Annotated in this window: 24 protein-coding genes; 11 read left to right on the top strand and 13 right to left on the bottom strand. The window is 73.9% G+C overall.

Annotation, left to right across the window (positions count from 1 at the left end; all coding sequences use genetic code 11):
• Positions 1-22: 22 nt before the first annotated feature.
• From ACIP5K_RS25155 to ACIP5K_RS25140, 4 genes are read right to left on the bottom strand one after another with little or no spacing between them, the layout of a single operon-like run.
• Positions 23-565, bottom strand: a complete 543-nt coding sequence (locus ACIP5K_RS25155) for a hypothetical protein (RefSeq protein WP_401412891.1) — start codon at positions 563-565, stop codon at positions 23-25.
• 36 nt (positions 566-601) lie between these two features.
• On the bottom strand, positions 602-1,060 hold the full coding sequence (locus ACIP5K_RS25150; protein WP_401412888.1) for a hypothetical protein: 459 nt from the start codon (positions 1,058-1,060) through the stop codon (positions 602-604).
• 51 nt (positions 1,061-1,111) lie between these two features.
• The gene (locus ACIP5K_RS25145) at positions 1,112-1,750 is read right to left on the bottom strand and encodes a peptidase (RefSeq protein WP_401412886.1); all 639 of its coding nucleotides are present in this window, start codon (positions 1,748-1,750) and stop codon (positions 1,112-1,114) included.
• A complete protein-coding gene (locus ACIP5K_RS25140; RefSeq protein ID WP_401412885.1) occupies positions 1,747-2,955 on the bottom strand; it encodes a pyridoxal phosphate-dependent aminotransferase in 1,209 nt (402 codons plus the stop codon). The genes ACIP5K_RS25145 and ACIP5K_RS25140 overlap by 4 nt, the downstream gene beginning before the upstream one ends.
• 106 nt (positions 2,956-3,061) lie before the next feature.
• Between ACIP5K_RS25140 and ACIP5K_RS25135 the strand changes: the two genes are divergently transcribed.
• Positions 3,062-3,697, top strand: a complete 636-nt coding sequence (locus ACIP5K_RS25135) for a winged helix-turn-helix transcriptional regulator (RefSeq protein ID WP_401412884.1) — start codon at positions 3,062-3,064, stop codon at positions 3,695-3,697.
• A gap of 306 nt (positions 3,698-4,003) precedes the next feature.
• Here the strand turns inward: ACIP5K_RS25135 and ACIP5K_RS25130 are convergent, their stop codons facing one another.
• Entirely contained in the window at positions 4,004-4,768 is a 765-nt protein-coding gene (locus ACIP5K_RS25130) for a hypothetical protein (protein ID WP_401412882.1), read from the bottom strand.
• Positions 4,769-4,776: 8 nt separating this feature from the next.
• The gene (locus ACIP5K_RS25125; protein ID WP_401412880.1) at positions 4,777-6,051 is read right to left on the bottom strand and encodes a VWA domain-containing protein; all 1,275 of its coding nucleotides are present in this window, start codon (positions 6,049-6,051) and stop codon (positions 4,777-4,779) included.
• Between the two features lie 442 nt (positions 6,052-6,493).
• Between ACIP5K_RS25125 and ACIP5K_RS25120 the strand changes: the two genes are divergently transcribed.
• Both ACIP5K_RS25120 and ACIP5K_RS25115 read left to right on the top strand, forming a co-directional pair.
• Positions 6,494-7,966: a basic amino acid/polyamine antiporter gene (locus ACIP5K_RS25120; RefSeq protein WP_401412878.1), complete on the top strand. Its 1,473-nt coding sequence runs from the start codon at positions 6,494-6,496 to the stop codon at positions 7,964-7,966.
• Between the two features lie 38 nt (positions 7,967-8,004).
• On the top strand, positions 8,005-9,273 hold the full coding sequence (locus tag ACIP5K_RS25115; RefSeq protein ID WP_401413141.1) for an arginine deiminase: 1,269 nt from the start codon (positions 8,005-8,007) through the stop codon (positions 9,271-9,273).
• Positions 9,274-9,710: 437 nt separating this feature from the next.
• On the opposite strand, the gene ACIP5K_RS25110 is transcribed toward ACIP5K_RS25115, so the two are convergent.
• Positions 9,711-10,484 (bottom strand): trypsin-like serine peptidase, encoded by a 774-nt coding sequence (locus ACIP5K_RS25110; RefSeq protein ID WP_401412877.1) that lies wholly within the window; start codon positions 10,482-10,484, stop codon positions 9,711-9,713.
• A gap of 77 nt (positions 10,485-10,561) precedes the next feature.
• Here ACIP5K_RS25110 and ACIP5K_RS25105 point away from each other — a divergent pair, with 77 nt between their 5' ends.
• Complete coding sequence (locus ACIP5K_RS25105; RefSeq protein WP_401412875.1) at positions 10,562-11,002, top strand: SRPBCC family protein; 441 nt, start codon at positions 10,562-10,564, stop codon at positions 11,000-11,002.
• A gap of 34 nt (positions 11,003-11,036) precedes the next feature.
• Entirely contained in the window at positions 11,037-11,945 is a 909-nt protein-coding gene (locus ACIP5K_RS25100) for a HipA family kinase (protein WP_401412873.1), read from the top strand.
• Between the two features lie 99 nt (positions 11,946-12,044).
• Here the strand turns inward: ACIP5K_RS25100 and aceB are convergent, their stop codons facing one another.
• The gene (aceB, locus tag ACIP5K_RS25095) at positions 12,045-13,667 is read right to left on the bottom strand and encodes a malate synthase A (protein ID WP_401412871.1); all 1,623 of its coding nucleotides are present in this window, start codon (positions 13,665-13,667) and stop codon (positions 12,045-12,047) included.
• A 199-nt stretch (positions 13,668-13,866) separates the two neighbouring features.
• Entirely contained in the window at positions 13,867-14,469 is a 603-nt protein-coding gene (locus ACIP5K_RS25090; RefSeq protein WP_401412869.1) for an NTP transferase domain-containing protein, read from the bottom strand.
• Positions 14,470-14,676: 207 nt separating this feature from the next.
• On the opposite strand from ACIP5K_RS25090, the gene ACIP5K_RS25085 reads away from it, so the two are divergent.
• Positions 14,677-14,997, top strand: a complete 321-nt coding sequence (locus ACIP5K_RS25085; RefSeq protein ID WP_401412867.1) for a DUF5955 family protein — start codon at positions 14,677-14,679, stop codon at positions 14,995-14,997.
• A gap of 14 nt (positions 14,998-15,011) precedes the next feature.
• On the opposite strand, the gene ACIP5K_RS25080 is transcribed toward ACIP5K_RS25085, so the two are convergent.
• Entirely contained in the window at positions 15,012-16,481 is a 1,470-nt protein-coding gene (locus tag ACIP5K_RS25080) for a PLP-dependent aminotransferase family protein (RefSeq protein WP_401412866.1), read from the bottom strand.
• 100 nt (positions 16,482-16,581) lie between these two features.
• On the opposite strand from ACIP5K_RS25080, the gene ACIP5K_RS25075 reads away from it, so the two are divergent.
• A complete protein-coding gene (locus ACIP5K_RS25075; protein ID WP_401412864.1) occupies positions 16,582-17,073 on the top strand; it encodes a universal stress protein in 492 nt (163 codons plus the stop codon).
• Here ACIP5K_RS25075 and ACIP5K_RS25070 read toward each other — a convergent pair.
• Positions 17,070-17,696, bottom strand: a complete 627-nt coding sequence (locus tag ACIP5K_RS25070; protein ID WP_401412862.1) for a response regulator — start codon at positions 17,694-17,696, stop codon at positions 17,070-17,072. The two genes, ACIP5K_RS25075 and ACIP5K_RS25070, sit on opposite strands and share 4 nt — an antisense overlap.
• Positions 17,693-18,895: a sensor histidine kinase gene (locus ACIP5K_RS25065; RefSeq protein ID WP_401412860.1), complete on the bottom strand. Its 1,203-nt coding sequence runs from the start codon at positions 18,893-18,895 to the stop codon at positions 17,693-17,695. Before ACIP5K_RS25065 ends, ACIP5K_RS25070 begins: the two co-directional genes overlap by 4 nt.
• 136 nt (positions 18,896-19,031) lie before the next feature.
• Between ACIP5K_RS25065 and ACIP5K_RS25060 the strand changes: the two genes are divergently transcribed.
• Positions 19,032-20,093, top strand: coding sequence for an ABC transporter permease (locus ACIP5K_RS25060; protein WP_401412858.1), 1,062 nt, complete (start codon positions 19,032-19,034; stop codon positions 20,091-20,093).
• Positions 20,090-20,782, top strand: coding sequence for an ABC transporter ATP-binding protein (locus tag ACIP5K_RS25055; protein WP_401412856.1), 693 nt, complete (start codon positions 20,090-20,092; stop codon positions 20,780-20,782). The genes ACIP5K_RS25060 and ACIP5K_RS25055 overlap by 4 nt, the downstream gene beginning before the upstream one ends.
• Before the next feature lie 60 nt (positions 20,783-20,842).
• Here ACIP5K_RS25055 and ACIP5K_RS25050 read toward each other — a convergent pair whose 3' ends face one another.
• Positions 20,843-21,643 carry an IclR family transcriptional regulator gene (locus ACIP5K_RS25050; protein WP_401412854.1) on the bottom strand — a complete coding sequence of 267 codons (801 nt, stop codon included), beginning with the start codon at positions 21,641-21,643 and terminating at the stop codon, positions 20,843-20,845.
• 214 nt (positions 21,644-21,857) lie between these two features.
• Between ACIP5K_RS25050 and allB the strand changes: the two genes are divergently transcribed.
• Together allB and alc are read left to right on the top strand one after the other, a co-directional pair.
• Positions 21,858-23,204, top strand: a complete 1,347-nt coding sequence (gene allB / locus ACIP5K_RS25045; RefSeq protein ID WP_401412852.1) for an allantoinase AllB — start codon at positions 21,858-21,860, stop codon at positions 23,202-23,204.
• A 5-nt stretch (positions 23,205-23,209) separates the two neighbouring features.
• On the top strand, positions 23,210-24,334 hold the full coding sequence (gene alc, locus ACIP5K_RS25040) for an allantoicase (protein WP_401412850.1): 1,125 nt from the start codon (positions 23,210-23,212) through the stop codon (positions 24,332-24,334).
• Positions 24,335-24,351 lie beyond the last annotated feature (17 nt).

The raw sequence follows: 24,351 nt of genomic DNA, 5'->3' as shown, positions 1-24,351 counted from the left end.
GCACACCGCTCACGAGGCACCGCTAGGCGCGCTCCAACTCCTCGGCCCAGGAGCGCAGTCGGGCGAAGTCGGCGGCCCGCAGGCCGTGCCGCGGCGGGATCGTGAGGAGCAGCGCGGGCGCCGTGTGCCGCTCCTTCACGTACGCGACGTCGGCCTCGGTGAGCATGTCGTCCACCCAGGCGAAGGGCCGTCCCGCCGCCCACTCCACGAGGTGCCGCGTCTTCCAGTACAGGCCGTCCGGGTCCGCCGCGAACAGCTCCGGCCACTCGATGACCGGCAGGTCCCGCGACAGGCCGACCGCCGGCGCGATCAGCTCGTTGGCGTCGTGCATCCAGGTCGTCGCCCAGGCCAGCTCGTACGGCAGCGCCCGCAACAGCGCGCCGTGCCCCGGGTGCAGCACGACGCGCAGCCCCCGCCGGTACGGGCGGGACCCCGGCTCCTGCCGCGACAGCCAGCCGGAAGGCTTCAGCCGGTGCGTGCGGTACCCGTGCAGCCGGGCCAGACGGTCCTTGTACGGGTTGAGCGGGCCGTCCACGTCGAGCAGCAGCAGCGGCTTCTCCGTCATGGGGCAAGCGTGCCCATGACAGAGCGGCCCTACGCGTCAGCGCACCGTCGGGGCCGCCGCCGACACGAAGGCGTCCAGCGTCCGCTTCGCCCGCTGGGAGCGCCGGTCGCGGTCCGCCGCGTCGGTGGCCTCGTGCAGACAGTTGACGTACTCGAAGGACTGCTCGGCCAGTTGCCGCATCTGTGGATCGTCGCAGATCAGCTGCACGCGGGTGAGCGCGGAGCGGGCGGTGATCCGGGCCTCGTACGACATGAACCGGGACGCGTCGACGACGGCCTCCGGCGCGTTCTCGTGCGTCCGGAACCAGCGGTCGTTCTGGCTGCGCCGGTAGTCGTGCAGCGCGCCCGCGAACGCGCTGTAACTGGAGATCCGCTCCTGCCGCAACTGCTCGGCCCGCGCCAGCTCCGCGCCGCGCACCGTCGCCCGCCCCTGGAAGAAGTGGGTGACCACCGAGCCGAGCAGGGTGCCGAGCACCGCTATGAGAGCCGCGTCCACCGTTCCGTACTCCTCGACCCGCCGCCGGTTCCGTCGGTCTTCGTGGGCAGGTTACGCCTGAAGCGCCGCCGCCCGCGGGGGAGCGAGCGACATGCCGCGCCCCGCGAAGAACTCCGCGAACCGGCCCGCGGGCAGCGACGCGGTGCGGGTCGCCGCGTCCGTGCCCGACGGGTTGTGGAAGTGGTATCCGGACCCGTCCGGCGTGCGGGCGGTGACCAGGACCAGATGGCCGCCCCGGCCGGGCGCCGGCTCGTGCGGGCGGCGGATGGCGTAGTGCACGGAGGCGACGACGAGCCGTCCCGCGTCGAGGAGCCCGCCGATGCCGTCCACCGTCAGCTCCCGGTGCACGGCCGCGTCCGTCCCGTGCTCGGCGCGCAGGTACGCCACGGCCGGCGCGTAGACCATCCCGTGGATGTCCCCGTCGGCGTCCACGGTGTACGCGCCGAACGCCAGCGCGTCGTCCCGGAGCCGGAAGAGGCTCGGCGCCGCGGTGCCGAGCGCCATCCGCAGACAGGTCGCCCCGCACAGGTGCCCGCACCAGCGCGCGTAGTCCTCGACCGTCGCCGCGCCCGACTCCGCCCAGGCCGGGTCGAGCGCCCGGTCGAAGCCCTCCTCCACGATGGGCCCGACCAGGCCGGGCGAGGCGAACTGGGTGTGGCTCGGATACGGGCAGGCGGCGCAGGGGCTCACTGGCGGTATCCGCTCAGGAAGCGCCCGATCCGGCTGATCGCGGCGTCGAGATCGTCGGCGTGCGGGAGGGTGAGGATCCGGAAGTGGTCCGGGCGCGGCCAGTTGAAGCCCGTGCCCTGCACCACCTGGATCTTCTCCCGCAGCAGCAGATCGAGGACGAACCGCTCGTCGTCGACCAGCGGATGCACCTTCGGGTCCAGCCGCGGGAACGCGTACAGCGACCCCTTCGGCTTGACGCAGCTGACGCCCGGGATCTCGTTGAGCTTCTCCCACGCCGTGTCGCGCTGCTCGCGCAACCGGCCGCCGGGCGCGGTGAGTTCGTGGATGGACTGGCGGCCACCGAGCGCGGCCTGGATGGCGTACTGGGCGGGCGCGTTCGGGCACAGCCGCATGGAGGCCAGCATGGTCAGGCCCTCCAGGTAGTTCTTCGCGTGCTGCTTCGGCCCGGTGATCACCAGCCAGCCGGAGCGGAAGCCCGCCACGCGGTACGTCTTCGACAGTCCGCAGAAAGTGAGGACGACCAGGTCGGGGGCGAGCGCGGCGGCGCTGTGGTGCACGGCGTCGTCGTACAGGATCTGGTCGTAGATCTCGTCCGCGAACACCATCAGGCCGTGGCGGCGGGCCAGGTCGAGGATGCCCTCGACGATCTCCTTGGGGTAGACGGCGCCGGTGGGGTTGTTGGGATTGATGATGACGACCGCCTTGGTGCGGTCGGTGATCTTGGCCTCCATGTCGGCCAGGTCCGGGTACCACTCGGCCTGTTCGTCGCACAGGTAGTGCACGGCCCTGCCGCCGGAGAGCGTCGTGACCGCCGTCCACAGCGGGAAGTCCGGGGCGGGGATGAGGACTTCGTCGCCGTCCTCGATAAGGGCCTGTACGGCCATGGAGACCAGCTCCGAGACGCCGTTGCCGAGGAAGACGTCCTCGACGCCGACCTCGATCCCGAGTGTCTGGTAGCGCTGGGCGACGGCGCGGCGGGCCGACAGGATGCCGCGCGAGTCGGTGTACCCGTGCGCCTGCGGGAGCATCCGGATCATGTCCTGGACGATCTCCTCGGGCGCCTCGAAGCCGAACAGCGCCGGGTTGCCCGTGTTCAGGCGCAGCACGCTGTGGCCCGCCTCCTCCAGCGCGTTGGCGTGCTCGATCACCGGGCCGCGGATCTCGTAGCAGACCTCGCTCAGCTTGCTCGACTGCCGGAACTCCATGCGCTTGCCCTCCAGGCGGACCAGGTGTCACTGTGCCGGACCATTGTTACTTGGTTTTACCAAGTGGACGCTTGGAAAGTCCAACGAGTTGCATAGACTGCGCGTCATGCCACGCCGAAGCTACGACCAGTACTGCGCCGCAGCCCGCGCCCTCGACTCCGTCGGGGACCGCTGGACCCTCCTGATCGTGCGCGAACTCCTCGCCGGGCCGCGCCGCTACACCGACCTGCACGCCGATCTGCCCGGCGTCAGCACGGACATGCTCGCCACGCGGCTGAAGGACATGGAGCGCGACGGGCTCGCCACGCGGCGCAGGCTCGGCGCCCCCGCCGCGGTGTACGTGTACGAACTCACCGCACGCGGCCGGGAGTTGCTGCCCGTGCTGGTGGCGCTGGGGGAGTGGGGCGCGGCCGATCTCGGCGCGCGGCGGGCCACCGACGCGGTGCGGGCCCACTGGCTGGCGCTGCCCCTGCTGGGGCAGTTGGAGCGGCTCGGGGAGGCCGGGGTGGTCGAGGTGCGGGTGGACGAAGGGGTGTTCCACCTGCGGCTCGGCGAGGAGCCGGGGTACGGGGACGGGGCGGTGGCGCAGGGGGCCTTCGATGTGCGGCTGACCCTGGACGCCGAGGTGTGCGGGGCCGTCGCCCGGGGGGAGGTCGGGGTGGTCGACGCGGCGCGGGCCGGGCGGGTCGCCGTCCTCGGGGACGGCGCCCTGGCGAAGCGGTTGCGCGCCGTCGGGGGGTGAGCCGGCCCGGAACGGGCGACTCCTCGGCGCGGGGGTCGGCCGGTGGGTGGGTGCGCCGTGTCGTCGGGGTGCCTCGGCGCGGGGGTCGGCCGGTGGGTCGGTGTGCCTCGGTGCGGGTGTCGGCCGGTGGGTGGGTGTGCCGCGTCGTGGGGGTCGTGGGCGGTGGACGGGTGCGCCTCGCGTCGTGGCCGGTCGCGCCGTTCCCCGCGCCCCTGGAGGCATGCGCTGCGCGCAGCCTCCCCCACCAGCGGCCCCGCAGTCCTCAGGGGCGCGGGGACGGTGGGAGCCGTCCCCGCGTCCATCGAGTTACGGCGCGCCCACCGGGCGGCGGCCCGAGCCGCGGGTCAGGGTGTAGCCGCCGATGCCGGCCAGCGCCGCCAGCACGGCTCCGGCCGCCGTCCACACCCAGCGGCCCGTCCACCAGCCGGAGGCCCAGCCGTCCGTCGGCGCCGCCTTCCCGGCGGCGGCCGTGGTGCCCGGGACCAGCGGGGTGGACAGCTTGCCGTCGACGGCCGCCGACGAGCCGAGATCCTTCGCGTGCGCCTCGACCGAGGCCGACACCGGCTGCCCGAGGTCGGCGTCCGCGAGCGAGGTCACCGTCAGCCGGACGAAGTACGTGCCGGGCAGCGGGTCGTTGGCCCATGCATCCGACCAGGCCCGCACCGGCCGCAGCGTGCAGGCGAGGTCCACGCTCCGCGCCTCGGCGGGCACCGTGCGCGCCTGGGAGCCGTACATGCACGACTGGCGGCGCCGCAGCCCGTCGTACACGTCTATCCGCCAGGTCTGCGACCCGTGCCGCGCCTGCGCCGACGACAGGTCGACCCGCGCGGTCACCGTGGGGCGCTGTCCCGCGTCGGCCGGGTACGACCAGTACAGGTAGTCGCCCGTGGACGCGCTCGCCGTCGCCTTCTGGTCCTGCTGCATCGCGGCCGCCGTGCGGAACGACGTCCCCGCCTCGGTCGGCGCCCGGCCGGCCTCGGCGTCGTCGTCGGCGGCGACCGGTCCGGCCAGCGCGAGCAGCGCGGTGGCGGCGCCCAGCACGGCGCCCGTCAACAGTCTCGTACGTCGCATCAGTCGCATCAGTTGGTCCTCCAGACGGCGACACGCCAGCGTGAGAGCCAGCCCCAGATCACGCCGGCGAGGAAGCCGGCCACGACGAGTGCGAGCAGCAGCCACCAGCCGTTGCCGAGCCCGAACGCGGCCACGTCCGACGCCTGCTCCGGGCCGTCCACGAGGTCGACCGTCAGCTCGACCGGCAGGCCGGGGCTCGTCTTCACCGACGCGGGCGCCGAGTAGGAGTTCGAGACCTGGAGGCAGACCGTCTCCGGCGCCGACCCGGCGTCGTCCTCGTCGTCGGCCTCCGGCCTCGGGTAGCGCAGGCCCGTCGAGATGGCGTCCGTGCGGCCGTCGCCGGACTCCTGGCCGCGCACGATCTCCCGGCCGTGCGTGGTGACCGCGCGCAGCAGCACGCCGTAGTCCTGGTGGACGGCGCGGTCGGCCGCCACGCTCACCGAGGCGCGCAGCTCCTGCCCGGGATCGACGTCGACCCGGTAGAAGCGGTGCTCGCCGAACTCCTCCCGGTCGCTGAACAGGCCGGGCTTGATCTTCGGCGCGTCGGCGCACTGCCCGGCGCCGTCGACGGCCACCGGATTGACGACCGGGTCGGCGGCCCGGTCGACCAGCTGGCCGACCTTCTTGGAGAGCTGGTTCTTGTGCCGCACCGCGGTGTACGTGCCGCCGGTGGCGTCGGCGATGCAGGAGAGCTGTGCGCGGGTCTTGGCGTCCGCGACCAGGCCGAGCGTGTCGATGGTCAGCCCGATGCCCTTGGCGGCGATCTCGCGCGCCACCTCGCACGGGTCGAGCGGCTGGCAGGTGTCCTCGCCGTCGCTGATGAGGACGATGCGCTTGGCGGCGTCGCCGGAGCCGAAGTCGCCGGCGGCCTTCAGCAGCGCGGGACCGATCGGGGTCCACCCGGTGGGTTGCAGCGTGGCCACCGCGGTCTTGGCGTCGGTGCGGTCCAACGGACCGACCGGGTAGAGCCGTTGGGTGTCCTTGCAGCCCGTCCTGCGGTCGTCGCCGGGGTAGTTGGCGCCCAGCGTGCGTATGCCGAGTTCCACCTCTTCGGGGGTGGCGTCGAGGACCTCGTTGAACGCCTGCTTCGCCGCGGCCATGCGCGAGCCGCCGTCGATGTCGCGGGCGCGCATGGATCCGCTGACGTCCAGGACGAGTTCGACCTGCGGGGCGGGTCCGCGGTCGGTCTCGTCCGCGTACGCCGCCGCGGGCGCGAGGCCACCGGCTGTCAGGGCGGCGAGCAGGGCGCACAGGCCCGCCGCCAGCCGTTGTCTGATGATCATCCGCCGGATCCTATGGACCGGAGGCGCCCGGCACCAAAACGAGCCCGGGGAGCGGCCGTGCGGGTGCCGCTCCGTCAGGAGCGTCGCATGCGCGCGGCCTTGGCCGTCGGGCGCGGTGGCGGCGGCCCGGTGGCGGCGGCCCGGTGCCGGTGCCGGTGGCGTGCGGCCGGGCCGCGGCGTCTGCGGCGGGTCCCCCGGCCGGGAGGCGGCGCCGACACCCGTGGTCGGCCCCGGCGCCGCTCCGTCCACGCCACCGTGCTCGCCCCGCCGCGTCGGCGCCGCCTCCCGGCCGGGGGACCGTCGGCCGTCCCCCTCGCGCGCCGGTACGACGGTCCGGGCCACTGGACCGGGGCCCCGCACCGGCCCCGGCGGGCCGCCGTCGCATGCACCCTGCACGCGCAAAAGGTGCAGAAACCAGTATTCCGGTAGAAGACTGAAGCGTATGGATCAGGCCGCGGACTCCACCGGGACCGGGGACACCGCCCGGGACAGCCCTTCCGGCACCGCCAAGCTGACGCTGTTCACGCTGACGACGATGGTCGTCGGCTCCATGGTCGGCGCGGGGGTCTTCTCGCTGCCCCGCCGGTTCGCGGACGAGACCGGCGTCGCCGGAGCGCTCATCGCCTGGGTCGTCGCGGGCACGGGCATGCTGATGCTGGCCTTCGTCTTCCAGCGCCTCGCGCTGCGCAGGCCGGATCTCGACGCGGGGGTGTACGCGTACGCCAAGGCCGGGTTCGGCGAGTACCTGGGCTTCTTCTCGGCGTTCGGCTACTGGGCCAGCGCCTGCGTCGGCAACGTGACGTACTGGGTGCTGATCATGTCCACGGTGGGCGCGATCGCCCCGGCGCTCGGCGACGGCGACACCTTCCTGGCGATCGTGCTGTCCTCGGTGGGCCTGTGGGGCTTCTTCCTGCTCATCCGGCGCGGCGTGCGGGAGGCCGCGACGATCAACCGGATCGTCACGGTCGCCAAGGTCGTCCCCATCGTGGTCTTCGTGATCCTGGCGCTGTTCTTCTTCAAGCCGCACGTCTTCGCCGAGAACTGGGGCGGCGCCGACTACGCGGGCTCCCTCTTCAACCAGGTCCGCGGCACCATGCTGGCGACCGTCTTCGTCTTCCTCGGCGTCGAGGGCGCCAGCGTCTACTCGCGGCACGCCGAGCGCCGCGAGGACGTCGGCCGGGCCACCGTCCTCGGCTTCCTCAGCGTCTTCGCGATCTTCGCCTCGGTCACCATCGTCTCGTACGGGATCCTGCCGATGAGCGAGATCGCCGGCCTGCGCCAGCCGTCGATGGCCGGAGTGCTCCAGGAGGCGGTCGGCACCTGGGGCGAGGTCTTCGTCAGCGTCGGCCTGATCGTCTCGGTGCTCGGCGCCTACCTCGCCTGGACCCTGATGGCCGCCGAGGTGCTGTTCGTCGCCGCCCAGGACCACGACATGCCGCGCTTCCTGGGCCGCGCGACGGCCAAGGACGTGCCGGTGCCCGCCCTGCTGATGACGACGATCCTGTCCCAGGTCGTCCTCGTCGTCACCCTGTTCTCCGACGACGCCTTCAACTTCGCGCTCGACCTCACCAGCTCCCTGACGCTGATCCCGTTCCTGCTGGCCGCCGCGTTCGCGCTGAAGATCGCGCTGCGGCCCGATCCGCGCACGGTCGGCGGCGGCACCGGCCTCTCCTCCGACCTGGTGGTGGCCGCCCTCGCCACCGTCTACACCGCGTTCCTGCTGTACGCGGCCGGGCTCAAGTTCGTCCTCGTCTCGTTCATCTTCTACGCCCCCGCCAGCGTCCTCTTCGTCATGGCCCGCCGCGAGCAGGGCCGGCGCGTCTTCTCCGCCCGGGAGCTGATCATCCTGGCCGTCTCCGTCGCCGGCGCCGTCCTCGGTGTCGTCGCGCTGGCCGTCGGCTGGATCAGCCTGTGACCCCCTCCACCACCGGCTCGACCACCGGAAGGCAGACCGTGACCGACCACGACCCGACCCCCGTCTCCGCCGCGTACGGCGTGCACTCCGAGGTGGGCCGGCTGCGCAAGGTCCTGGTGTGCGCGCCCGGCCTCGCGCACCGCAGACTCACCCCGACCAACTCCGACGACCTGCTCTTCGACGACGTCATGTGGGTGGAGAACGCCCAGCGCGACCACGCCGCCTTCGTCGACGAGCTGACCCGGCGCGGGGTCGAGGTGGTCGAGCTGCACGAACTGCTCGCGCAGACCATGGCGCTGCCCGAGGCCAGGAGCTGGCTCCTGGACCGCAAGATCGTGGCGAACCAGGTCGGCGTCGGCCTCATCGACGACACCCGCGCGTTCCTGGAGAGCCTGACGCCGCGGCGCCTCGCCGAGTACCTGATCGGCGGGCTGGCCACCACCGACCTGCCGGACGACTTCCGCTCCCCGTACGTGGCGCTGGCCCGGGAGACGGCGGGCGTGCGCGAATACCTGATGCCGCCGCTGCCCAACACCCTCTACACCCGGGACACCACCTGCTGGCTGTACGGCGGACTCACCCTCAACCCGCTCTACTGGCCCGCACGCCATGACGAGACGCTCCTGATGAAGGCGGTGTACCTCTTCCACCCGGACTTCGTGGGGTCGACCGTGTGGTGGGGCGATCCCGAGCGGGAGTGGGCGCAGGCCACCTTCGAGGGCGGCGACATCATGCCCGTCGGCAACGGCGTGGTGCTGATGGGCATGAGCGAGCGGACGTCCCGCCAGGCCATCACCCAGGTCGCGACCGCGCTGTTCGAGCGCGGCGCCGCCGACCGGGTCATCGTCGCGGGCATGCCCCGGCTGCGCTCCGCGATGCACCTCGACACCGTCTTCACCTTCGCCGACCGCGACATCGTCACCCTCTACCCGAAGATCATGGACTCGGTGCACACGTTCACGCTGCGCCCCGCGGACCGGGCGCCCGGCCTCGACATCACCGACGAGGGGTCCGCGCCGTTCGTCGACGTCGTCGGCAGGGCGCTCGGGATCTCCGGCGGTCTGCGGGTGATCGAGACCGGCGGCGACGTCTACGCCTCCGAGCGCCAGCAGTGGGACAGCGGCAACAACGCCGTCGCCGTCGAGCCCGGCGTCGTCTTCACCTACGACCGCAACACCCAGACCAACACGCTGCTGCGCCGGGCCGGCGTCGAGGTCATCACCATCGTGGGCGCCGAACTGGGCCGGGGCCGCGGCGGCGGCCACTGCATGACCTGCCCGATCATCCGCGACCCGATCGACTTCTGACCGCCCGCTGTCGGATCGGCCTGACCCGACCGCCCCGCCTGATCGGCCTGACCCGACTGCCCCTGTCTGATCGGCCTGACCCGACCGCCTCCCCGCCCGACCGGCCTGGCCCGACCGACCGCCTGATCGACCCGCCCGACCCGCCCGACCGACCCGACCCGACCCGCCCGCCCGGCCGACCCGACCCGCCCGGCCGACCTGACCGACCCGGCTGACCTGACCGACCCGATCGACCGACCCGCCCGATCGGCCTGACCCGACAGGCCTGCCCCGGCCGACCGTCTGCCCCGGCCCGACCGGCCCGCACGACCGCCTGCCCCGGCCTGCCCGGGTCGACCGACTCGACCGACCCGGCCGACTCACACCGACCGACCAACCGACACCGCCCTCCCGACCGCCCCGGCCGCCCGACCGACCCGCCCGCCCCACCCACCGCCTCAGCAGGCGTTCGCCGTGAAGCCGATCGGGGCCAGGTCGCCCCTGCCGCCGGCGGTCGCCCGGGCGAACAGGGTCCGTACGTCGTCGCCGAAGGGGGTGCTGTACTCCACGTCCGGTGCGCAGCCGCCCTGTTCGAGGCCGCCGATCACGCCGACCAGCTGTCCGTCCTGGAGCCAGGTGCCCCCGCTCGTCCCGCTGCCGAACCCGGCGCAGTGGATGCCGGAGTAGCCGTCGACGTCCTCCAGCGGGGCGGTGCAGGTGAGGGGGCGGCCCCGGCTACCCATCGGGTAGCCGCTGACCGTGACCGGCTGCTGCGCCCGCGGCGTGCCCAGGGGCGCTCCCGGCACCACGTCCTCGATCTTCTTGCCGGCCTGCGGCGCGACGCGCAGGAAGGCGACGTCGTGCCGCGGGTCGAAGGACCTCGTCCACGCCGGGTCGATGTAGACGCCGGTCACCGACCAGACGCCGCCGGGGAGTTCGCTGTCGTGCAGCAGGGGCGCGAACTCGATGGTGGCCCCGCCCCCGAAGACGCAGTGGGCGGCGGTCACCAGCAGATCGCGCGAGGGCGAGTGGACGATGCCCGCCGAGCAGAAGTGCGGGCCGCCGAGCCGCGGGACCGCCCCCAGCACGCTGGGGTAGAAGAGGGCTCCGGTCGCCGGAGCGGTCTCCACCGGGTGGGCCGCGGGGACGTCCGCCTGTGACGCGTGCGCGGCGGGCGGGAGCGCCGCGAGACCGAGCAGGAATCCGATGAGAACCGCGATGATCCGACGCATCGTCGGATGCTAATGACAAACGTGCCATTCATGAAGGCCCGGGGAGCGGAAACCGGCGCCTGCGTCATGATGTGCACATGCCTACCGAGGAGTTCGGCCGCAGCGTCACCGTCGCCGCCACGGCGGCCCGGGTCTTCGCACACCTGGCACACCCGGACAACTACGTCGGCCTGGCACCGCTGGTCGTCGCGGTGCGGGACGTGACGACGCTGCCGGACGAGGTGCGCTACGTCGCGGTGGAGCGGTTCCGGTTCGGGTCGCTGCGCTGGGACAACCCGATCCGCGTGTCGATGACGTTCCCCGCCGCCGGCCACCGGATCGTGAGCGAGGTGCGCAGTCCCGGCGGCGTCCGGCTCACGGCGACGGTGCAGCTGACCGGCGTCCCCGAGGGCACCCGGGTGTGCGAGACGGTCCGCGTGGTCTGCCCGAGACCGCTGCGGCCCTTCGTGGTCGGTCAGGCGGCGCAGGCGCAGCGCCACCGGCTGGCCGAGCTGGCGCGGCGGATGGGCCGGCCGTGAAATGCTGGGCTTTTGATCCATGGAGCCCTGGACCATGCTGAGAGAAGTCACGGCGACCCGCTACGTCACCCCGCTGCACGCCGGCGGGTCGGTCCCCGGTGTCGTGGAGGCCGACGACCTGGGCACGTACGTGCTGAAGTTCACCGGGTCCGCGCAGGGGGTCAAGGCGCTGGTCGCCGAGATCGTCGTCGGGGAGCTGGCGCGCCGCCTCGGCCTGCGCTTCCCGGAGCTGGTCCTCGCCCGCTTCGACCCGGCCGTCGCGGCGGGCGAACCGCACCAGGAGGTCCAGGACCTGCTGCACGCGAGCGCGGGGCTCAACCTCGGCATGGACTATCTGCCGGGCGCCGCCGACTTCACCCCCGAGATCGCCGAGGTGTTCCCCGTCGACCCGGTCGAGGCGGGCCGGATCGTGTGGCTCGACGCGTTCACCGTCAACGTCGACCGCACCGTGCACAGCTCGAACCTGATGGTCTGGCCGACCCTCGGCATCGCCCCGCCGAAGCTGTGGCTCATCGACCACGGCGCCGCCCTCGTCTTCCACCACCGCTGGGAGGGGGCCGCGCCCGAGCGGGCCTACGACTTCCGGCACCACGCGCTGGGCGGGTACGGGCCCGACACCCGCGCCGCCGACGCGGAGCTCCGCCCGAAGGTGACGGAGGGGCTGCTGCGCGAGGTGCTGGCCCTGGTGCCGGACGCCTGGCTCACGTCCGACTTCGCGTCGCCGGGACAGGCGCGGGACGCGTACGTGGCGTACCTGCTGGCCCGCGCCCGCGGGTCCGCCTCCTGGCTGCCCACGGACTTCCCGGGCCGGGACGAGCTGGCCGCGGCGGACGCCCGGCGGGCCGCCGCGACGCGGAGGGCGCGCCCGGCGTGGCTGAAGCGGGTGCCCGACCTGCACGGCAAGCCGGGCGCCGAGCAGGACTGGTCCGTGCACCTGGGCTGACCGGGGCCGTGCCGCCCGGCCCCCGCACCGCCCGGCCCGCGGTCGAAGACGGCGGAACCCCGGCGCCGTGCGGCGCCGGGGTCCTGGGGGCCGGGTCGGTCAGCGGAGCTGCTCGTACGCCGGGAGGGTGAGGAAGTCGGCGTAGTCGCCGTCGAGCGAGACCTGGAGCAGCAGGTCGTGGGCCTGCTGCCAGCGGCCCGCCGCGAAGGCGTCCGCGCCGATCTCGGCCTTGATGCTCGCCAGCTCCTCGGCGGCGACCTCGCGGGCCAGGTCGGCCGTGACGGTCCGGCCGTCCTCGAAGACGACCCCGGCGTTGATCCACTGCCAGATCTGCGAGCGCGAGATCTCGGCGGTGGCCGCGTCCTCCATCAGGTTGAAGATGGCGACGGCGCCGAGGCCGCGCAGCCAGGCCTCGATGTAGCGGATGCCGACCTGGACGGCGTTGACGAGACCGTCGTAGGTGGGCCGGGCGTCGAGGGAGTCGATGGCGATCAGGTCGCCGGCGGCCACCGAGACGTCCTCGCGCAGACGGTCCTTCTGGTTCGGGTTCGTGCCCAGGACCTTGTCGAAGGACTCCATGGCGATCGGGACCAGGTCCGGGTGCGCGACCCAGGAGCCGTCGAAGCCGTCGCCGGCCTCGCGGTCCTTGTCGGCGCGCACCTTCTCGAACGCCACCTTGTTGACCTCGGCGTCCTTGCGGGACGGGATGAAGGCCGCCATGCCGCCGATCGCGTGCGCGCCGCGCTTGTGGCACGTGCGGACCAGGAGCTCGGTGTACGCCCGCATGAAGGGGGCCGTCATCGTCACCAGGTTGCGGTCCGGGAGGACGAACTTCTGGCCGCCGTCACGGAAGTTCTTGACGATGGAGAAGAGGTAGTCCCAGCGGCCCGCGTTCAGGCCCGAGGCGTGGTCGCGCAGCTCGTAGAGGATCTCCTCCATCTCGTACGCGGCCGTGATCGTCTCGATGAGGACGGTGGCGCGGACGGTGCCCTGCGGGATGCCGACGTAGTCCTGCGCGAAGACGAAGATCTCGTTCCAGAGGCGGGCCTCCAGGTACGACTCCGTCTTCGGGAGGTAGAAGTACGGGCCCTTGCCGAGGTCGATGAGGCGCTGGGCGTTGTGGAAGAAGTAGAGGCCGAAGTCGACGAGGGCGCCGGGGACGGCCCTGCCGTCGGCGTCCACGAGGTGGCGCTCGTTCAGGTGCCAGCCGCGCGGGCGCATCACGACGGTGGCCAGCTCGTCGGCGTCCTTGAGGGCGTACGACTTGCCGGTGCGCTCGTCGGTGAAGTCGATCGAGCGCTGGTAGGCCGCGGTCAGGTTCAGCTGACCGCCGATGACGTTCGCCCAGGTCGGCGCCGACGCGTCCTCGAAGTCGGCGAGCCAGACCTTGGCGCCGGAGTTCAGCGCGTTGATCGTCATCTTGCGGTCGGTGGGGCCGGTGATCTCGACCCGGCGGTCGTTCAGCGCGGCGGGGGCCTCGGCGACCTTCCAGGTGTCGTCCTCGCGGATCGAGGCGGTCTCCGGGCGGAAGTCGAGCGAGGAGGTGCGGGCGATCTCGGCGCGGCGCTCGGCGCGGCGGGCGAGGAGCTCGTCACGCCGGGGCGTGAACAGCCGGTGCAGCTCGGCCACGAAGGCGAGGGCCGCGTCGGTGAGCACCTCGTCCTGCCGGGGCAGGGGCGCGGCGTCGACGATGGCCAGCGGGGACGGCGCTGGTGCGGACATGAACTGTCACTTCCTTCAGCGAGCGGGCGCGGGCGTCGGCACGGGGTGCCGGGCGCGCCTGGGTACGGCTGCTGGCCCCTCTGCGGGGGACCGGCCCTTCTGATCAGTGGATACTAGTTTCCTCATTGTGGAAGTTCAATGGTTTGTTGATGTCGAGATTCTCTGAGTCGACAGATCGTGGCGCTGAGTGCCACCCCCTTCACCGAAGGTGCCGGAGGTCGGCCTCCGTGTCGATGTCGTACGCCTCGGCGACGTCCGCGCACTCCACCAGCTCCACCGCCGCCGCGTGCTCCTTGAGATACGCGCGTGCCCCGCGGTCGCCGCTCGCACTCGCGGCGATCGCGGCCCAGTGGTCCCGGCCGAACAGCACCGGATGCCCCCGCTCGCCGTCGTACGCCGCGGCCGCCAGCGACGCGGGCGAGCGGAACGCCCCCCGGACCCGGGCCACCGCGGCCGCGCCGATGCCCGGCTGGTCGACGAGCAGCACGAGCGCCGCCGCCGCGTCCGTCGCGCCGAGCGCGGTGAGCCCGGCCCGCAGCGACGACCCCATGCCGTCCGGCCACCCGGGGTTGTCCACGAGCACGCACCCGTCGAGCACGGACCGCTCCCGTACGTCGTCGGCCGCGGCCCCGAGCACCACGTACAGCGGCCCGCATCCCCCCGTGCGCAGGGTCTGCGCCGCGTGCTCCACCAGGGGGCGGCCGTGATGGGGCAGCAGGGCCTTCGGGCGTCCGCCGAGCCGGCGCCCGCCCCCGGCGGCGAGCAGCAGTCCCGCGACCGCGCCCGAGTCATTCGTCGTCATGCCCCCTGCATACCGCACGGTGCCGGGGACGGCGGCCCGGGACCCGCGCACGGGCGGCCGGGGACACCGCGGCCGCTCCACGCAACAGACTGGCGCGAACCCGTCGGTGTGGCGTTAACTGGGCGGCCTCACAACCGAGTTGCACGACTGACCACCGTGGGGCGCGGGACAGCGGGAGACGCACGACGGCGTGCGAGGGGGAGTGCTGTGTTGCGGAGTGTGGAGCAGAGAGTGGTGACGGGCAGCGACGAGGATCCGCGGGTGGCGGGGCTGCGCACGGCCGTGGCCCGACTGCGGCGTGAACTCGCCGCCCACCCGGCCGAATTCGCGGACCGGGGGATCGCCGAGGACGAGCTCGCGGCCCTCGACGCCATGGCGCTCGGCGGCCGGCCCGAGGTGCCGCGCCTGCGCCGATCGCTGCTGCTGGTCGCGGGCGCGGTCGGATCGGTGAGCGCGCTGTCCGGGGCGCTGAACCAAGTGCGCGGCGCGGTCGAGCTGTTCGGCACCGCGCCCCCGCCGAGGGGCTGAGCGGGCCGGGCGGGTCAGGCCACCCAGTGCGGGCGGCCCGGCTCGTCGCCCGTCCCGCCGAGCCCGCCGTCCACCGCCGCCGCGATCCGGCGCACCGTCTCGTCGAGCACGTCCACCGGCTGCGTGTAGGGGAAGCGCAGCCGGTGCTCGAACGTCCCCGGATCCGCGCCGAACCGCGACCCGCCCTCGATCCGCACCCCGCGCCGCAGCGCCGCCCGGGACAGCGCGGAGGCGACCGGCCGGCCCAGATCGACCCAGAGCGACATCCCGCCCGGCGGCAGCGCCCACCGCCAGGACGGGAACTCACGGGTCAGCGCGGCCGCCAGATGGTCGCGCTGCGCCCGCAGCACCGGCAGCCTGCGGCGCAGCACCTCGGCCTCGCGGTCCAGCAGCCGCCCCGCCACCAGCTGGTCCAGCACCGACCCCGACATGTCGGCGGTCACCCGCAGCGCCGTCAGCTCGGTGATCAGCCGGCTGCCCGCGCGCACCCAGCCCACCCGCAGCCCGCTCCAGTGCCCCTTGCTCAGCGAGCCGACCGTGACGATCTGCTCACCGCCGCCCGCCCCGGCCAGCGACGCGAAGGGCGGCGGGGTCGGGGTGTCGAGCGCGATGTCCGCCACCGTCTCGTCGACGACCAGCCAGGTGCCGGTCGCCCGCGCCGCCTCGATCAGCCGCCGCCGCTGCCCGGCCGGCATCAGCCGGCCCGTCGGGTTCTGGAAGTCCGGGATGAGGTACGCGAGCCGGGGCGCCGACTGCCGCAGCGTCGCGCCGAACAGCTCGGCGTCCCACCCGTCCTCCGTCACCGGCACCGGGGCGGTGCGCAGCCCCAGCCGCCGGATGACGGACAGCGCGTTCGCGTAGGACGGGTTCTCCACCGCGATCCGGTCGCCGGAGCGGCCCAGCAGGGTGAGCGTCAGCGAGACGGCCTGCTGGGCGCCGCTCGTGACCAGGATCTGGTCCGGCAGCGTCGGCAGCCCGCGCCGCGTGTACCGGTCGGCGATCGCGGCCCGCAGCTCCGGCAGGCCGAACGGGTGGTAGCCCGGGGTCGCCGCGTGCCGCGCCACGTCGTCCGCCGCCTGCGCGTACGCGGCCGTCAGCTCCTCGGTCACCGCGCCCGGGGCCGCGATCGCCAGATCGATCACCCCGTCCCCGGCGGCCGGGGTGGCGACACTGGTCGGCCGCGCGCCGTCCGGCAGCTCCGTCCAGGTCCCCGACCCGCGCCTGCTGTGCGCGTACCCGCTCTCCCGCAGCAGGTCGTAGGCGGCCGTGACGGTGGCCCGGCTGACACCGAGCGCCGCCGCGAACTCCCGCTCCGCGGGCAGCCGGGTCCGCAGCGGGATCCGCCCGTCGAGCAGCAGCGTCCGCACCCCCTGCGCGAGCGACCGGTACCCGGGGCGCCGCCCCGCCGTGGTGCCGGTCACCAGCTCGGCGAGCCGCCTGCTGCCGGGACCGTCCATGCTGCGGACCACCGCTCCTGACGCCATGCCACATCTCCGATATTGGCCCTGCTGTCCAGGCCAATCAGCGTACAGACTCGGGCGGTGGCCGACGAGAAGTGGCCTGCACGGGCGAAGGAGACACGCGATGCACGACGACGGGGACCGGGCCGGGCGGGTGGTGGTCGGAGTGAGCGGCTCCCCGGCGAGCCTCGCGGCGGTGCGCTGCGCGGTGGACCAGGCCCGCCGCTCGGACCGCCCGCTCTTCGCGGTCGTGGCCTGGGAGCCGCCCGAGGGCGAGAAGCTGTACGCGCGCGTGCGGGCCCGGCGCTGGCACGCGGACGCCCGCGCCACCCTGGCCCGCGCCTTCGCGGACGCGGTGGGAGGCGCGCCGCCCGGCCTCGACGTGACCCTCCGGGTGGTGCGGGGACGCGCGGGCCCGGTGCTGGTCGGCCTGGCGGCGGGCCCGGACGACCTCCTGGTGATCGGCGGCCACCGGGGCCCGGTGCACCGCCACGTCCGCCGCCGCGCCTGGTGCCCGGTCCTGACGGTGCCGCTGCGCAAGGTCCCCCGGGCCGAGCTCAGGGCGCTGCTGCGCCCCGCGGGCGAACGCCGGGCCTCCTCTTCGGACAGGCCCTAGCGGGGGCGGACCAGACCCCGGTGGACGGCGGCGGCCACCGCCGAGGTGCGGGAGTCGACGCCCAGCTTGGCGTACACGTGGACCAGGTGGGACTTCACGGTGGCCTGGCTCAGGAACAGCTGCCGGGCGATCTCGGCGTTCGACAGCCCGTCCCGCACCAGTTGCAGCACCTCGAGCTCCCGCCGGCTCAGCGACTCCGCGGGCACCCGCATCCGGTCCATCAGCCGCAGCGCGACCGCCGGGGCCAGCGCGGAGCGCCCCGCGGCGGCGGTGCGCACGGCCGCCGCCAGCTCCTGCGGCGGCGCGTCCTTGAGCAGGTAACCGGAGGCCCCGGCCTCGACGGCCGCCAGGATGTCCGCGTCCGTGTCGTACGTGGTCAGCACCAGGACGCGCGGCCCGCCGGCGAGCGCCGCGATCAGCGCCGTCGCCTCCGCGCCGTGCATCCCGGCCCCGAACTGAAGGTCCATCAGCACCACGTCGATCCGCTCGGTCGCGGCCAGCGCCACCGCCCGCTCGGCGGAGGCCGCCTCCGCCGCGATCTCGAAGTCGGGCTCGGCGTCGAGGACGGCCCGCAGCCCGGCCCGTACGACGGGATGGTCGTCGGCGAGCAGCAGCCGGATCACGCGCCACCCCCGCCGGAGACGGGCAGCGGCAGGGTGACCGCGACGGCCGTCCCCCGGCCCGGCGCCGACTCGACGGTGAACGTGCCGCCGAGCGCCCGCACCCGCGCCCGCATCGCGGGCAGCCCGAACCCCCGGTCGAGGCTGTCACCGCCCGTACCCGCGGCCGCCCGCCCGGGGTCGAAGCCGATGCCGTCGTCCACCACGTCCAGGGCCACCGAGGTCTCCATGAAGCTGAGGGTGATCTCCGCGCGGCGCGCGTGCGCGTGCCGCGTCGTGTTGCCGAGCGCCGACTGGGCGATCCGCAGCAGCGCCACCTCGTACGGGGTGGGGAGCGGGAGCGGGGTGCCGCTCGACGTGCACCGGGCGTCGACGCCCGCGGCCGTCGCGCACAGCCGTTCCAGGGCGCCGGCCAGCGACCCCCGGTCGAGGTCCGGCGGGCTGAGCGCGCGCACGAAGCGCCGGGCCTCGGCGAGATTGTCCTGGGCGGTCGCCCGGGCCCGCTCGATGTGGTCGGCGGCGGCGGACCCGGCGGGCAGGTCGCGTCCCGCGGCGCGCAGCAGCAGCTGGATCGAGGACAGCCCCTGCGCCAGCGTGTCGTGGATCTCGCGGGCGAGCCGTTCGCGTTCGGCGAGGGTGCCCGCGGCGCGCTCGGCGTCCGCCAGTTCGGCGCGGGTCGCGATCAGCTCCTCGATGAGCCGCCGCCGGGCCTCGCTCTCCCGGTACAGCGCCTGGTAGCCGAGCACGGTCGCGACGGCCACGGCGGCGCCGATCAGCGGCCCGAGGACCGCCCCCGCGTTCCACGGCGCGCCGTGACCGACGTACGAGGCGATGGCTGCGCCCGCCGCCACCGCCACGGCGGGCACGCCCCAGCGGGCGGGCAGCAGATGGACGAGGAGGAAGTAGAGGGGGAAGGCCAGCCACAGGCCGTCGGGGGAGAGGACGAGCAGCGCCGCCCACACCGCGCCGAGCCCGGCGAGCCAGCAGGCGGCGCCCGCGCGGCCGGAGCGGACGGCCGGGACCATCGGCCCGGCCGTGTACACGGCGCCCATCGCGGCGGCCACCGTCACCACCGCCGTCGCCGGTTCGTCCGTCCGTCCGGTCAGGGCGCGGACGACGACCAGGGCGAGCAGCCCCGCCGTGAGCAGGTGCAGACACAGGCGCAGGACGCGCGGGGCGGGGGTGAGGGAGCGTGGATCCATACCGCTGTCCAGGGTACGGAGGCGATCCCCCGACGCCGTCAACCGAAAGGTGGAAAGCCGGCTGCCTCCTTCGATCCGGGTGAAGTGTGCCGTGGCGCGATGCCCGGCCGGGTCCGCGGGCCGCACTGTGGACGGCATGTTCGTCGCATGGAGAGATCTGCGGTTCGCCCGGGGCCGCTTCGCCCTGATGGGCGCCGTGATCGTACTGATCACCCTGCTGGTGGGGCTGTTGTCGGGGCTGACCGCCGGGCTCGCGCGGGACAACACGTCCGCGCTGACCGGGCTGCCGGCCGACCACCTCGCGTTCGCGCGGCCCGCCGCGGGACAGGCGGTGTCGTTCACCGGCTCGACCGTCGCGCCCGAGCAGTGGCGGGAGCTGGCGCAGCGGCCGGGCGTGCGGAGCGCCGAGCCGCTCGGCATCCGCACCCTCAACGCGGAGGCGGGCGGCAGAACCGCGGCCGTCTCCGCGTTCGGGGTGCGGCCGGGCTCCGGACTCGCGCCCGACACCACGGCGGCCGGCACCGCCGTCCTGTCGCGGACGGCCGCCCGGGAGCTCGGGGTGCGCACCGGCGGCACCCTCGCGCTGGGCGCCCGGACCCTCACCGTCGCCGCCGTCTCCGGCGACGCCTCGTACAGCCACACGCCCGTCGTCTGGACCGCCCTGGCCGACTGGCAGCGGCTCACCCGCTCCGGCGGCGCCACGGTCGTCGCCCTGTCCACCGGGTCCGGCGCCGACCTCGCGGCCGCCGACCGGGCCGCCGGGACCGACACCACCACCGTCGACGGCGCACTCGGGGCCATAGGGTCCTACCGCGCCGAGAACGGTTCGCTGCAACTGATGCGCGGCTTCCTCTTCGTCATCTCGGCGCTCGTCGTCGGCGCGTTCTTCACCGTCTGGACGATCCAGCGCAGCGGCGACATCGCCGTGCTGAAGGCGCTCGGCTCCTCGACCGGGCACCTGCTGCGGGACGCGCTCGGGCAGGCCGCCGTGATGCTGGTGGGCGGCACCGCCCTCGGCACCGGGCTCGCCGCGCTCGTCGGGGCGTTCGTCCCGGACGGCGTGCCGTTCCTGATGGAGCCGCTGACCACCGTCGGCCCGGCCGCCGTGATGACGGTCCTCGGCGCCCTCGGCGCCGCCCTGTCCATCCGGCGGATCACCGCCGTCGACCCCCTCACCGCCCTCGGAAGTGTCCGATGACCCTGCTGCTCGACGCCATCACGCTGACGTACCCGGACGGGGACGGGCGGCTGACCGCGCTGGACCGGGTGAGCCTGGAGGCGCCGGACGGCGAGGTCACGGCCGTCGTCGGGCCGTCGGGGTCCGGCAAGTCCAGCCTGCTCGCCGTCGCGGCGACGCTCGTCACGCCGGACAGCGGGCGGGTGCTCGTCGGCGGTGCCGAGGCGACCGGGCTCGGCCGTGCCGCCGCCGCCGAGCTGCGGCGCCGGGCCGTCGGCATCGTCTTCCAGCAGCCGAACCTGCTGCCGTCGCTGACCGCGCTGGAGCAGCTCCAGGTGATGGCGCATCTGGCCGGGCGCGGGGCGCGGGGCGCGCGGGGGCGGGCCGGGGAACTGCTGGCGGCGGTGGGGCTCGGCGCGCTGGGGCACCGGCGGCCGCATCAGCTGTCCGGGGGGCAGCGGCAGCGGGTCAACATCGCGCGGGCCCTCATGAACGAGCCCCGGGTGCTCCTCGTCGACGAGCCGACCAGCGCGCTCGATCACGAGAGGGGGGCCGAGGTCCTGGAGCTGCTGGCCGGGCTCACCCGGGAGCGGGGCGTCGCGACGGTGCTGGTCACCCACGACCGGGGGCAGCTGGGCGTGGCCGACCGGGTCGTCGAGATGGCGGACGGCCGCCTCCGCCCGGCCGGACACCGGAGCGCCGTCGGCTAGCGGGGGACGGGACCGCCCACCCGGCGCCCACCGGCCGTCGCCCGGGTGACGGCCGGTTCCCTACGAGGCGGTTCCGGAGCTGGCCAGGGCCGCCGAGAGTTCGCGGGCCACCTGTTGCAGCACCGGGACGATCTTCTCGGTCGCGGCCTCGGTCACGCGGCCTGCGGGACCGGAGATGGAGATGGCGGCGGCGGTCGGCGAGTCGGGGACGGACACGGCGAGGCACCGCACACCGATCTCCTGCTCGTTGTCGTCGACGGCGTACCCGGCCTGCCGCACCTCCTCCAGCGCGTCCAGGAAGCCGTCCGGCGTGGTGATGGTCTTCTCCGTCGCGGCGGGCATCCCGGTCCGCCCGAGAAGCGCGCGCACCTCGTCCGCGGGCGTGTACGCGAGCAGCGCCTTGCCCACCCCGGTCGAGTGCGGCAGCACCCGCCGCCCGACCTCGGTGAACATCCGCATCGAATGCTTGGACGGCACCTGGGCGACGTACACGATCTCGTCCCCGTCGAGCAGCGCCATGTTCGCCGTCTCGCCGGTCTCCTCCACCAGGCGGGCCAGGTACGGCCGCGCCCAGGTGCCGAGCAGCCGGGACGCCGACTCGCCGAGCCGGATCAGGCGCGGGCCGAGCGCGTACCGCCGGTTGGACTGCTGACGCACGTAACCGCAGGCCACCAGCGTGCGCATCAGGCGGTGGATGGTCGGCAGCGGCAGGCCGCTGCTCGCGGAGAGCTCGCTCAGGCCCACCTCGCCGCCGGCGTCGGCCATCCGCTCCAGGAGGTCGAAGGCGCGCTCCAGGGACTGGACACCGCCGCTGGGCGTGGTCTTTGCGGTGTCGGTGGTGCTGGCGTCGGACGTCGGCACGGCGCGTTCCTTTCGAGGACAAGCAGGCGATGGTGCAGCCTACCGACCGATTCCCGGCCGGTGATCTCTTGACCTCGAAGTTCGTCGGTAGCTACGTTCTGCCTACCGGAATCATAATTTCACTTTGTGGAAACGTCTAGAGCCTTGACGGTTCCCGAAGGCGGAGTGAAAACTCCTTCAACAGAACGTTGAACTCATGTACGGGAGGTCCCAGGTGTCGGACGGCGAAGTCGAACTGGTGCTGCGCTCGACCCGCGTCATCACCCCCGACGGTACGCGGCCCGCATCGGTCGCCGTGGCCCAGGGGAAGATCACCGCGGTGCTCGCGCACGACGCGGAGGTACCGGCGGGCGCCAGGGTCGAGGACTTCGGCGACGACGTGCTGCTGCCCGGCATCGTCGACACCCACGTCCACGTGAACGACCCGGGACGCACCGAGTGGGAGGGCTTCTGGACCGCGACCCGCGCGGCCGCGGCCGGCGGCATCACCACCCTCGTCGACATGCCCCTCAACTCCCTGCCGCCGACGACGACGGTCGACAACCTCCGCACGAAGAAGGAGGTGGCGGCCGGCAAGGCGCACATCGACGTCGGCTTCTGGGGCGGCGCCCTGCCCGACAACGTCAAGGACCTGCGCCCGCTGCACGACGCCGGTGTCTTCGGCTTCAAGTGCTTCCTCTCGCCGTCCGGCGTGGACGAGTTCCCGCACCTGGACGCGGAGCGGCTCACCGCCTCCATGGCGGAAATCGCCGGCTTCGGCGGCCTGCTCATCGTGCACGCCGAGGACCCGCACGAGCTCGACGTGGCCCCGCACCGCAGCGGCCCGAAGTACGACGACTACCTGGCCACCCGCCCGCGGGTCTCCGAGGACGTCGCGATCAGGGGGCTCATCGACACCGCGAAGCGGATCGGCGCCCGCATCCACATCCTGCACCTGTCCTCCTCGGACGCGCTGCCGCTGATCGCCGCCGCCAAGGCCGAGGGCGTCAAGGTCACCGTCGAGACCTGCCCGCACTACCTCACCCTCACCGCCGAGGAAGTCCCCGACGGCGCGAGCGAGTTCAAGTGCTGCCCGCCCATCCGCGAGGCCGCCAACCAGGACCTGCTGTGGCAGGCGCTCGCCGACGGCACCATCGACTGCATCGTCACCGACCACTCGCCGTCGACCGCCGACCTGAAGACCGACGACTTCGCCACCGCGTGGGGCGGCATCTCCGGCCTCCAGCTCAGCCTCTCCGCGATCTGGACCGCGGCCCGCGGCCGCGGCCACACCCTGGAGGACGTCGTGCGCTGGATGTCCGAGCGGACCTCCGCGCTCGTCGGCCTCGACGACCGCAAGGGCGCCATCGCCGTCGGCCGCGACGCCGACTTCGCCGTCCTCGCCCCCGAGGAGACGTTCACCGTCGACCCGGCCGAACTCCAGCACCGCAACCGCGTCACCGCGTACGCGGGCAAGACCCTGCACGGCGTCGTGAAGTCGACCTGGCTGCGCGGCGAACGCATCGTCGCCGACGGCGAGTTCACCGCCCCGCGGGGCACGCTGCTCGAAAGGAACAAGTGACCACCATGTCCGCGAACCCCGGGATACCCAGCTTCACCGGCGACGCCAGCCCCTACGGCGGCGGCGACCCGTACGCCGACTACCGCACCGCGGACTTCCCCTTCACCCGGTACGTCGACCTCGCCGCGCGGGCCCTCGGCGCCGGAGTGATCGCCGCCAACGACGAGTTCTTCGCCCAGCGCGAGAACCTGCTGGTGCCCGGCCGCGCCGAGTTCGACCCGGAGCACTTCGGCCACAAGGGCAAGATCATGGACGGCTGGGAGACCCGCCGTCGCCGCGGCGCGGGCGCCGACCACCCGTGGCCCACCGCCGACGACCACGACTGGGCGCTCGTCCGGCTCGGCGCACCCGGCGTGATCCGCGGCATCGTCGTCGACACCGCCCACTTCCGCGGCAACTACCCGCAGGCCGTCAGCGTCGAGGCCACCTCCGTCGCGGGCGCCCCCACCCCGGAGGAACTGCTCGCCGACGACGTGAAGTGGACGACGCTCGTCCCGCGCACGGCGGTCGGCGGCCACGCGGCGAACGGGTTCGCGGTCGACGCCGAGCAGCGCTTCACGCACCTGCGCGTCAACCAGCACCCCGACGGCGGCATCGCCCGCCTGCGCGTCTACGGCGAGGTCGTGCCGGACCCGGAGTGGCTCGCCACGCTCGGCACCTTCGACGTCGTCGCCCTCGCCAACGGCGGCCGCGCCGAGGACGCCTCCAACCTCTTCTACTCGCCCGCCTCCAACACCATCCAGCCGGGCTACTCCCGCAAGATGGACGACGGCTGGGAGACCCGGCGCCGCCGCGACCAGGGCAACGACTGGATCCGCTACCAGCTCGCCGCCCAGTCCGAGATCCGCGCCCTGGAGATCGACACCGCGTACCTGAAGGGCAACAGCGCCGGCTGGGCGTCCGTCGCGGTCAAGGACGGCGAGGACGGCGAGTGGACCGAGGTGCTGCCCCGCACCCGGCTCCAGCCCGACACCAACCACCGCTTCGTGCTCGACGCCCCCGCGGTCGGCACCCACGCCCGCATCGACATCTACCCGGACGGCGGCATCTCGCGCCTGCGCCTGTTCGGCTCGCTGACCGAGCAGGGCACGGCCCGACTGGCCGCCCGGCACGCCGAGTCCGGCGAGTAGCGCGCACTGCGCGCGGG

This window comes from Streptomyces sp. NPDC088785, from assembly GCF_044750685.1.
In the GTDB taxonomy this organism is placed as follows: Bacteria; Actinomycetota; Actinomycetes; order Streptomycetales; family Streptomycetaceae; genus Streptomyces.
This window is presented reverse-complemented; position numbering and strand designations above follow the sequence as displayed.

What these genes read in the sequence shown, in the direction of transcription:
- ACIP5K_RS25155 (WP_401412891.1), bottom strand. Translation starts at nt 565, where the DNA reads ATGACGGAGAAGCCGCTGCTGCTGCTCGACGTGGACGGCCCGCTCAAC.
- ACIP5K_RS25140 (WP_401412885.1), bottom strand. Translation starts at nt 2,955, where the DNA reads ATGGAGTTCCGGCAGTCGAGCAAGCTGAGCGAGGTCTGCTACGAGATC.
- ACIP5K_RS25135 (WP_401412884.1), top strand. Translation starts at nt 3,062, where the DNA reads ATGCCACGCCGAAGCTACGACCAGTACTGCGCCGCAGCCCGCGCCCTC.
- ACIP5K_RS25130 (WP_401412882.1), bottom strand. Translation starts at nt 4,768, where the DNA reads ATGCGACGTACGAGACTGTTGACGGGCGCCGTGCTGGGCGCCGCCACC.
- ACIP5K_RS25125 (WP_401412880.1), bottom strand. Translation starts at nt 6,051, where the DNA reads ATGATCATCAGACAACGGCTGGCGGCGGGCCTGTGCGCCCTGCTCGCC.
- ACIP5K_RS25120 (WP_401412878.1), top strand. Translation starts at nt 6,494, where the DNA reads ATGGATCAGGCCGCGGACTCCACCGGGACCGGGGACACCGCCCGGGAC.
- ACIP5K_RS25110 (WP_401412877.1), bottom strand. Translation starts at nt 10,484, where the DNA reads ATGCGTCGGATCATCGCGGTTCTCATCGGATTCCTGCTCGGTCTCGCG.
- ACIP5K_RS25105 (WP_401412875.1), top strand. Translation starts at nt 10,562, where the DNA reads ATGCCTACCGAGGAGTTCGGCCGCAGCGTCACCGTCGCCGCCACGGCG.
- ACIP5K_RS25100 (WP_401412873.1), top strand. Translation starts at nt 11,037, where the DNA reads ATGCTGAGAGAAGTCACGGCGACCCGCTACGTCACCCCGCTGCACGCC.
- aceB (WP_401412871.1), bottom strand. Translation starts at nt 13,667, where the DNA reads ATGTCCGCACCAGCGCCGTCCCCGCTGGCCATCGTCGACGCCGCGCCC.
- ACIP5K_RS25090 (WP_401412869.1), bottom strand. Translation starts at nt 14,469, where the DNA reads ATGACGACGAATGACTCGGGCGCGGTCGCGGGACTGCTGCTCGCCGCC.
- ACIP5K_RS25080 (WP_401412866.1), bottom strand. Translation starts at nt 16,481, where the DNA reads ATGGCGTCAGGAGCGGTGGTCCGCAGCATGGACGGTCCCGGCAGCAGG.
- ACIP5K_RS25075 (WP_401412864.1), top strand. Translation starts at nt 16,582, where the DNA reads ATGCACGACGACGGGGACCGGGCCGGGCGGGTGGTGGTCGGAGTGAGC.
- ACIP5K_RS25065 (WP_401412860.1), bottom strand. Translation starts at nt 18,895, where the DNA reads ATGGATCCACGCTCCCTCACCCCCGCCCCGCGCGTCCTGCGCCTGTGT.
- ACIP5K_RS25060 (WP_401412858.1), top strand. Translation starts at nt 19,032, where the DNA reads ATGTTCGTCGCATGGAGAGATCTGCGGTTCGCCCGGGGCCGCTTCGCC.
- ACIP5K_RS25055 (WP_401412856.1), top strand. Translation starts at nt 20,090, where the DNA reads ATGACCCTGCTGCTCGACGCCATCACGCTGACGTACCCGGACGGGGAC.
- alc (WP_401412850.1), top strand. Translation starts at nt 23,210, where the DNA reads ATGTCCGCGAACCCCGGGATACCCAGCTTCACCGGCGACGCCAGCCCC.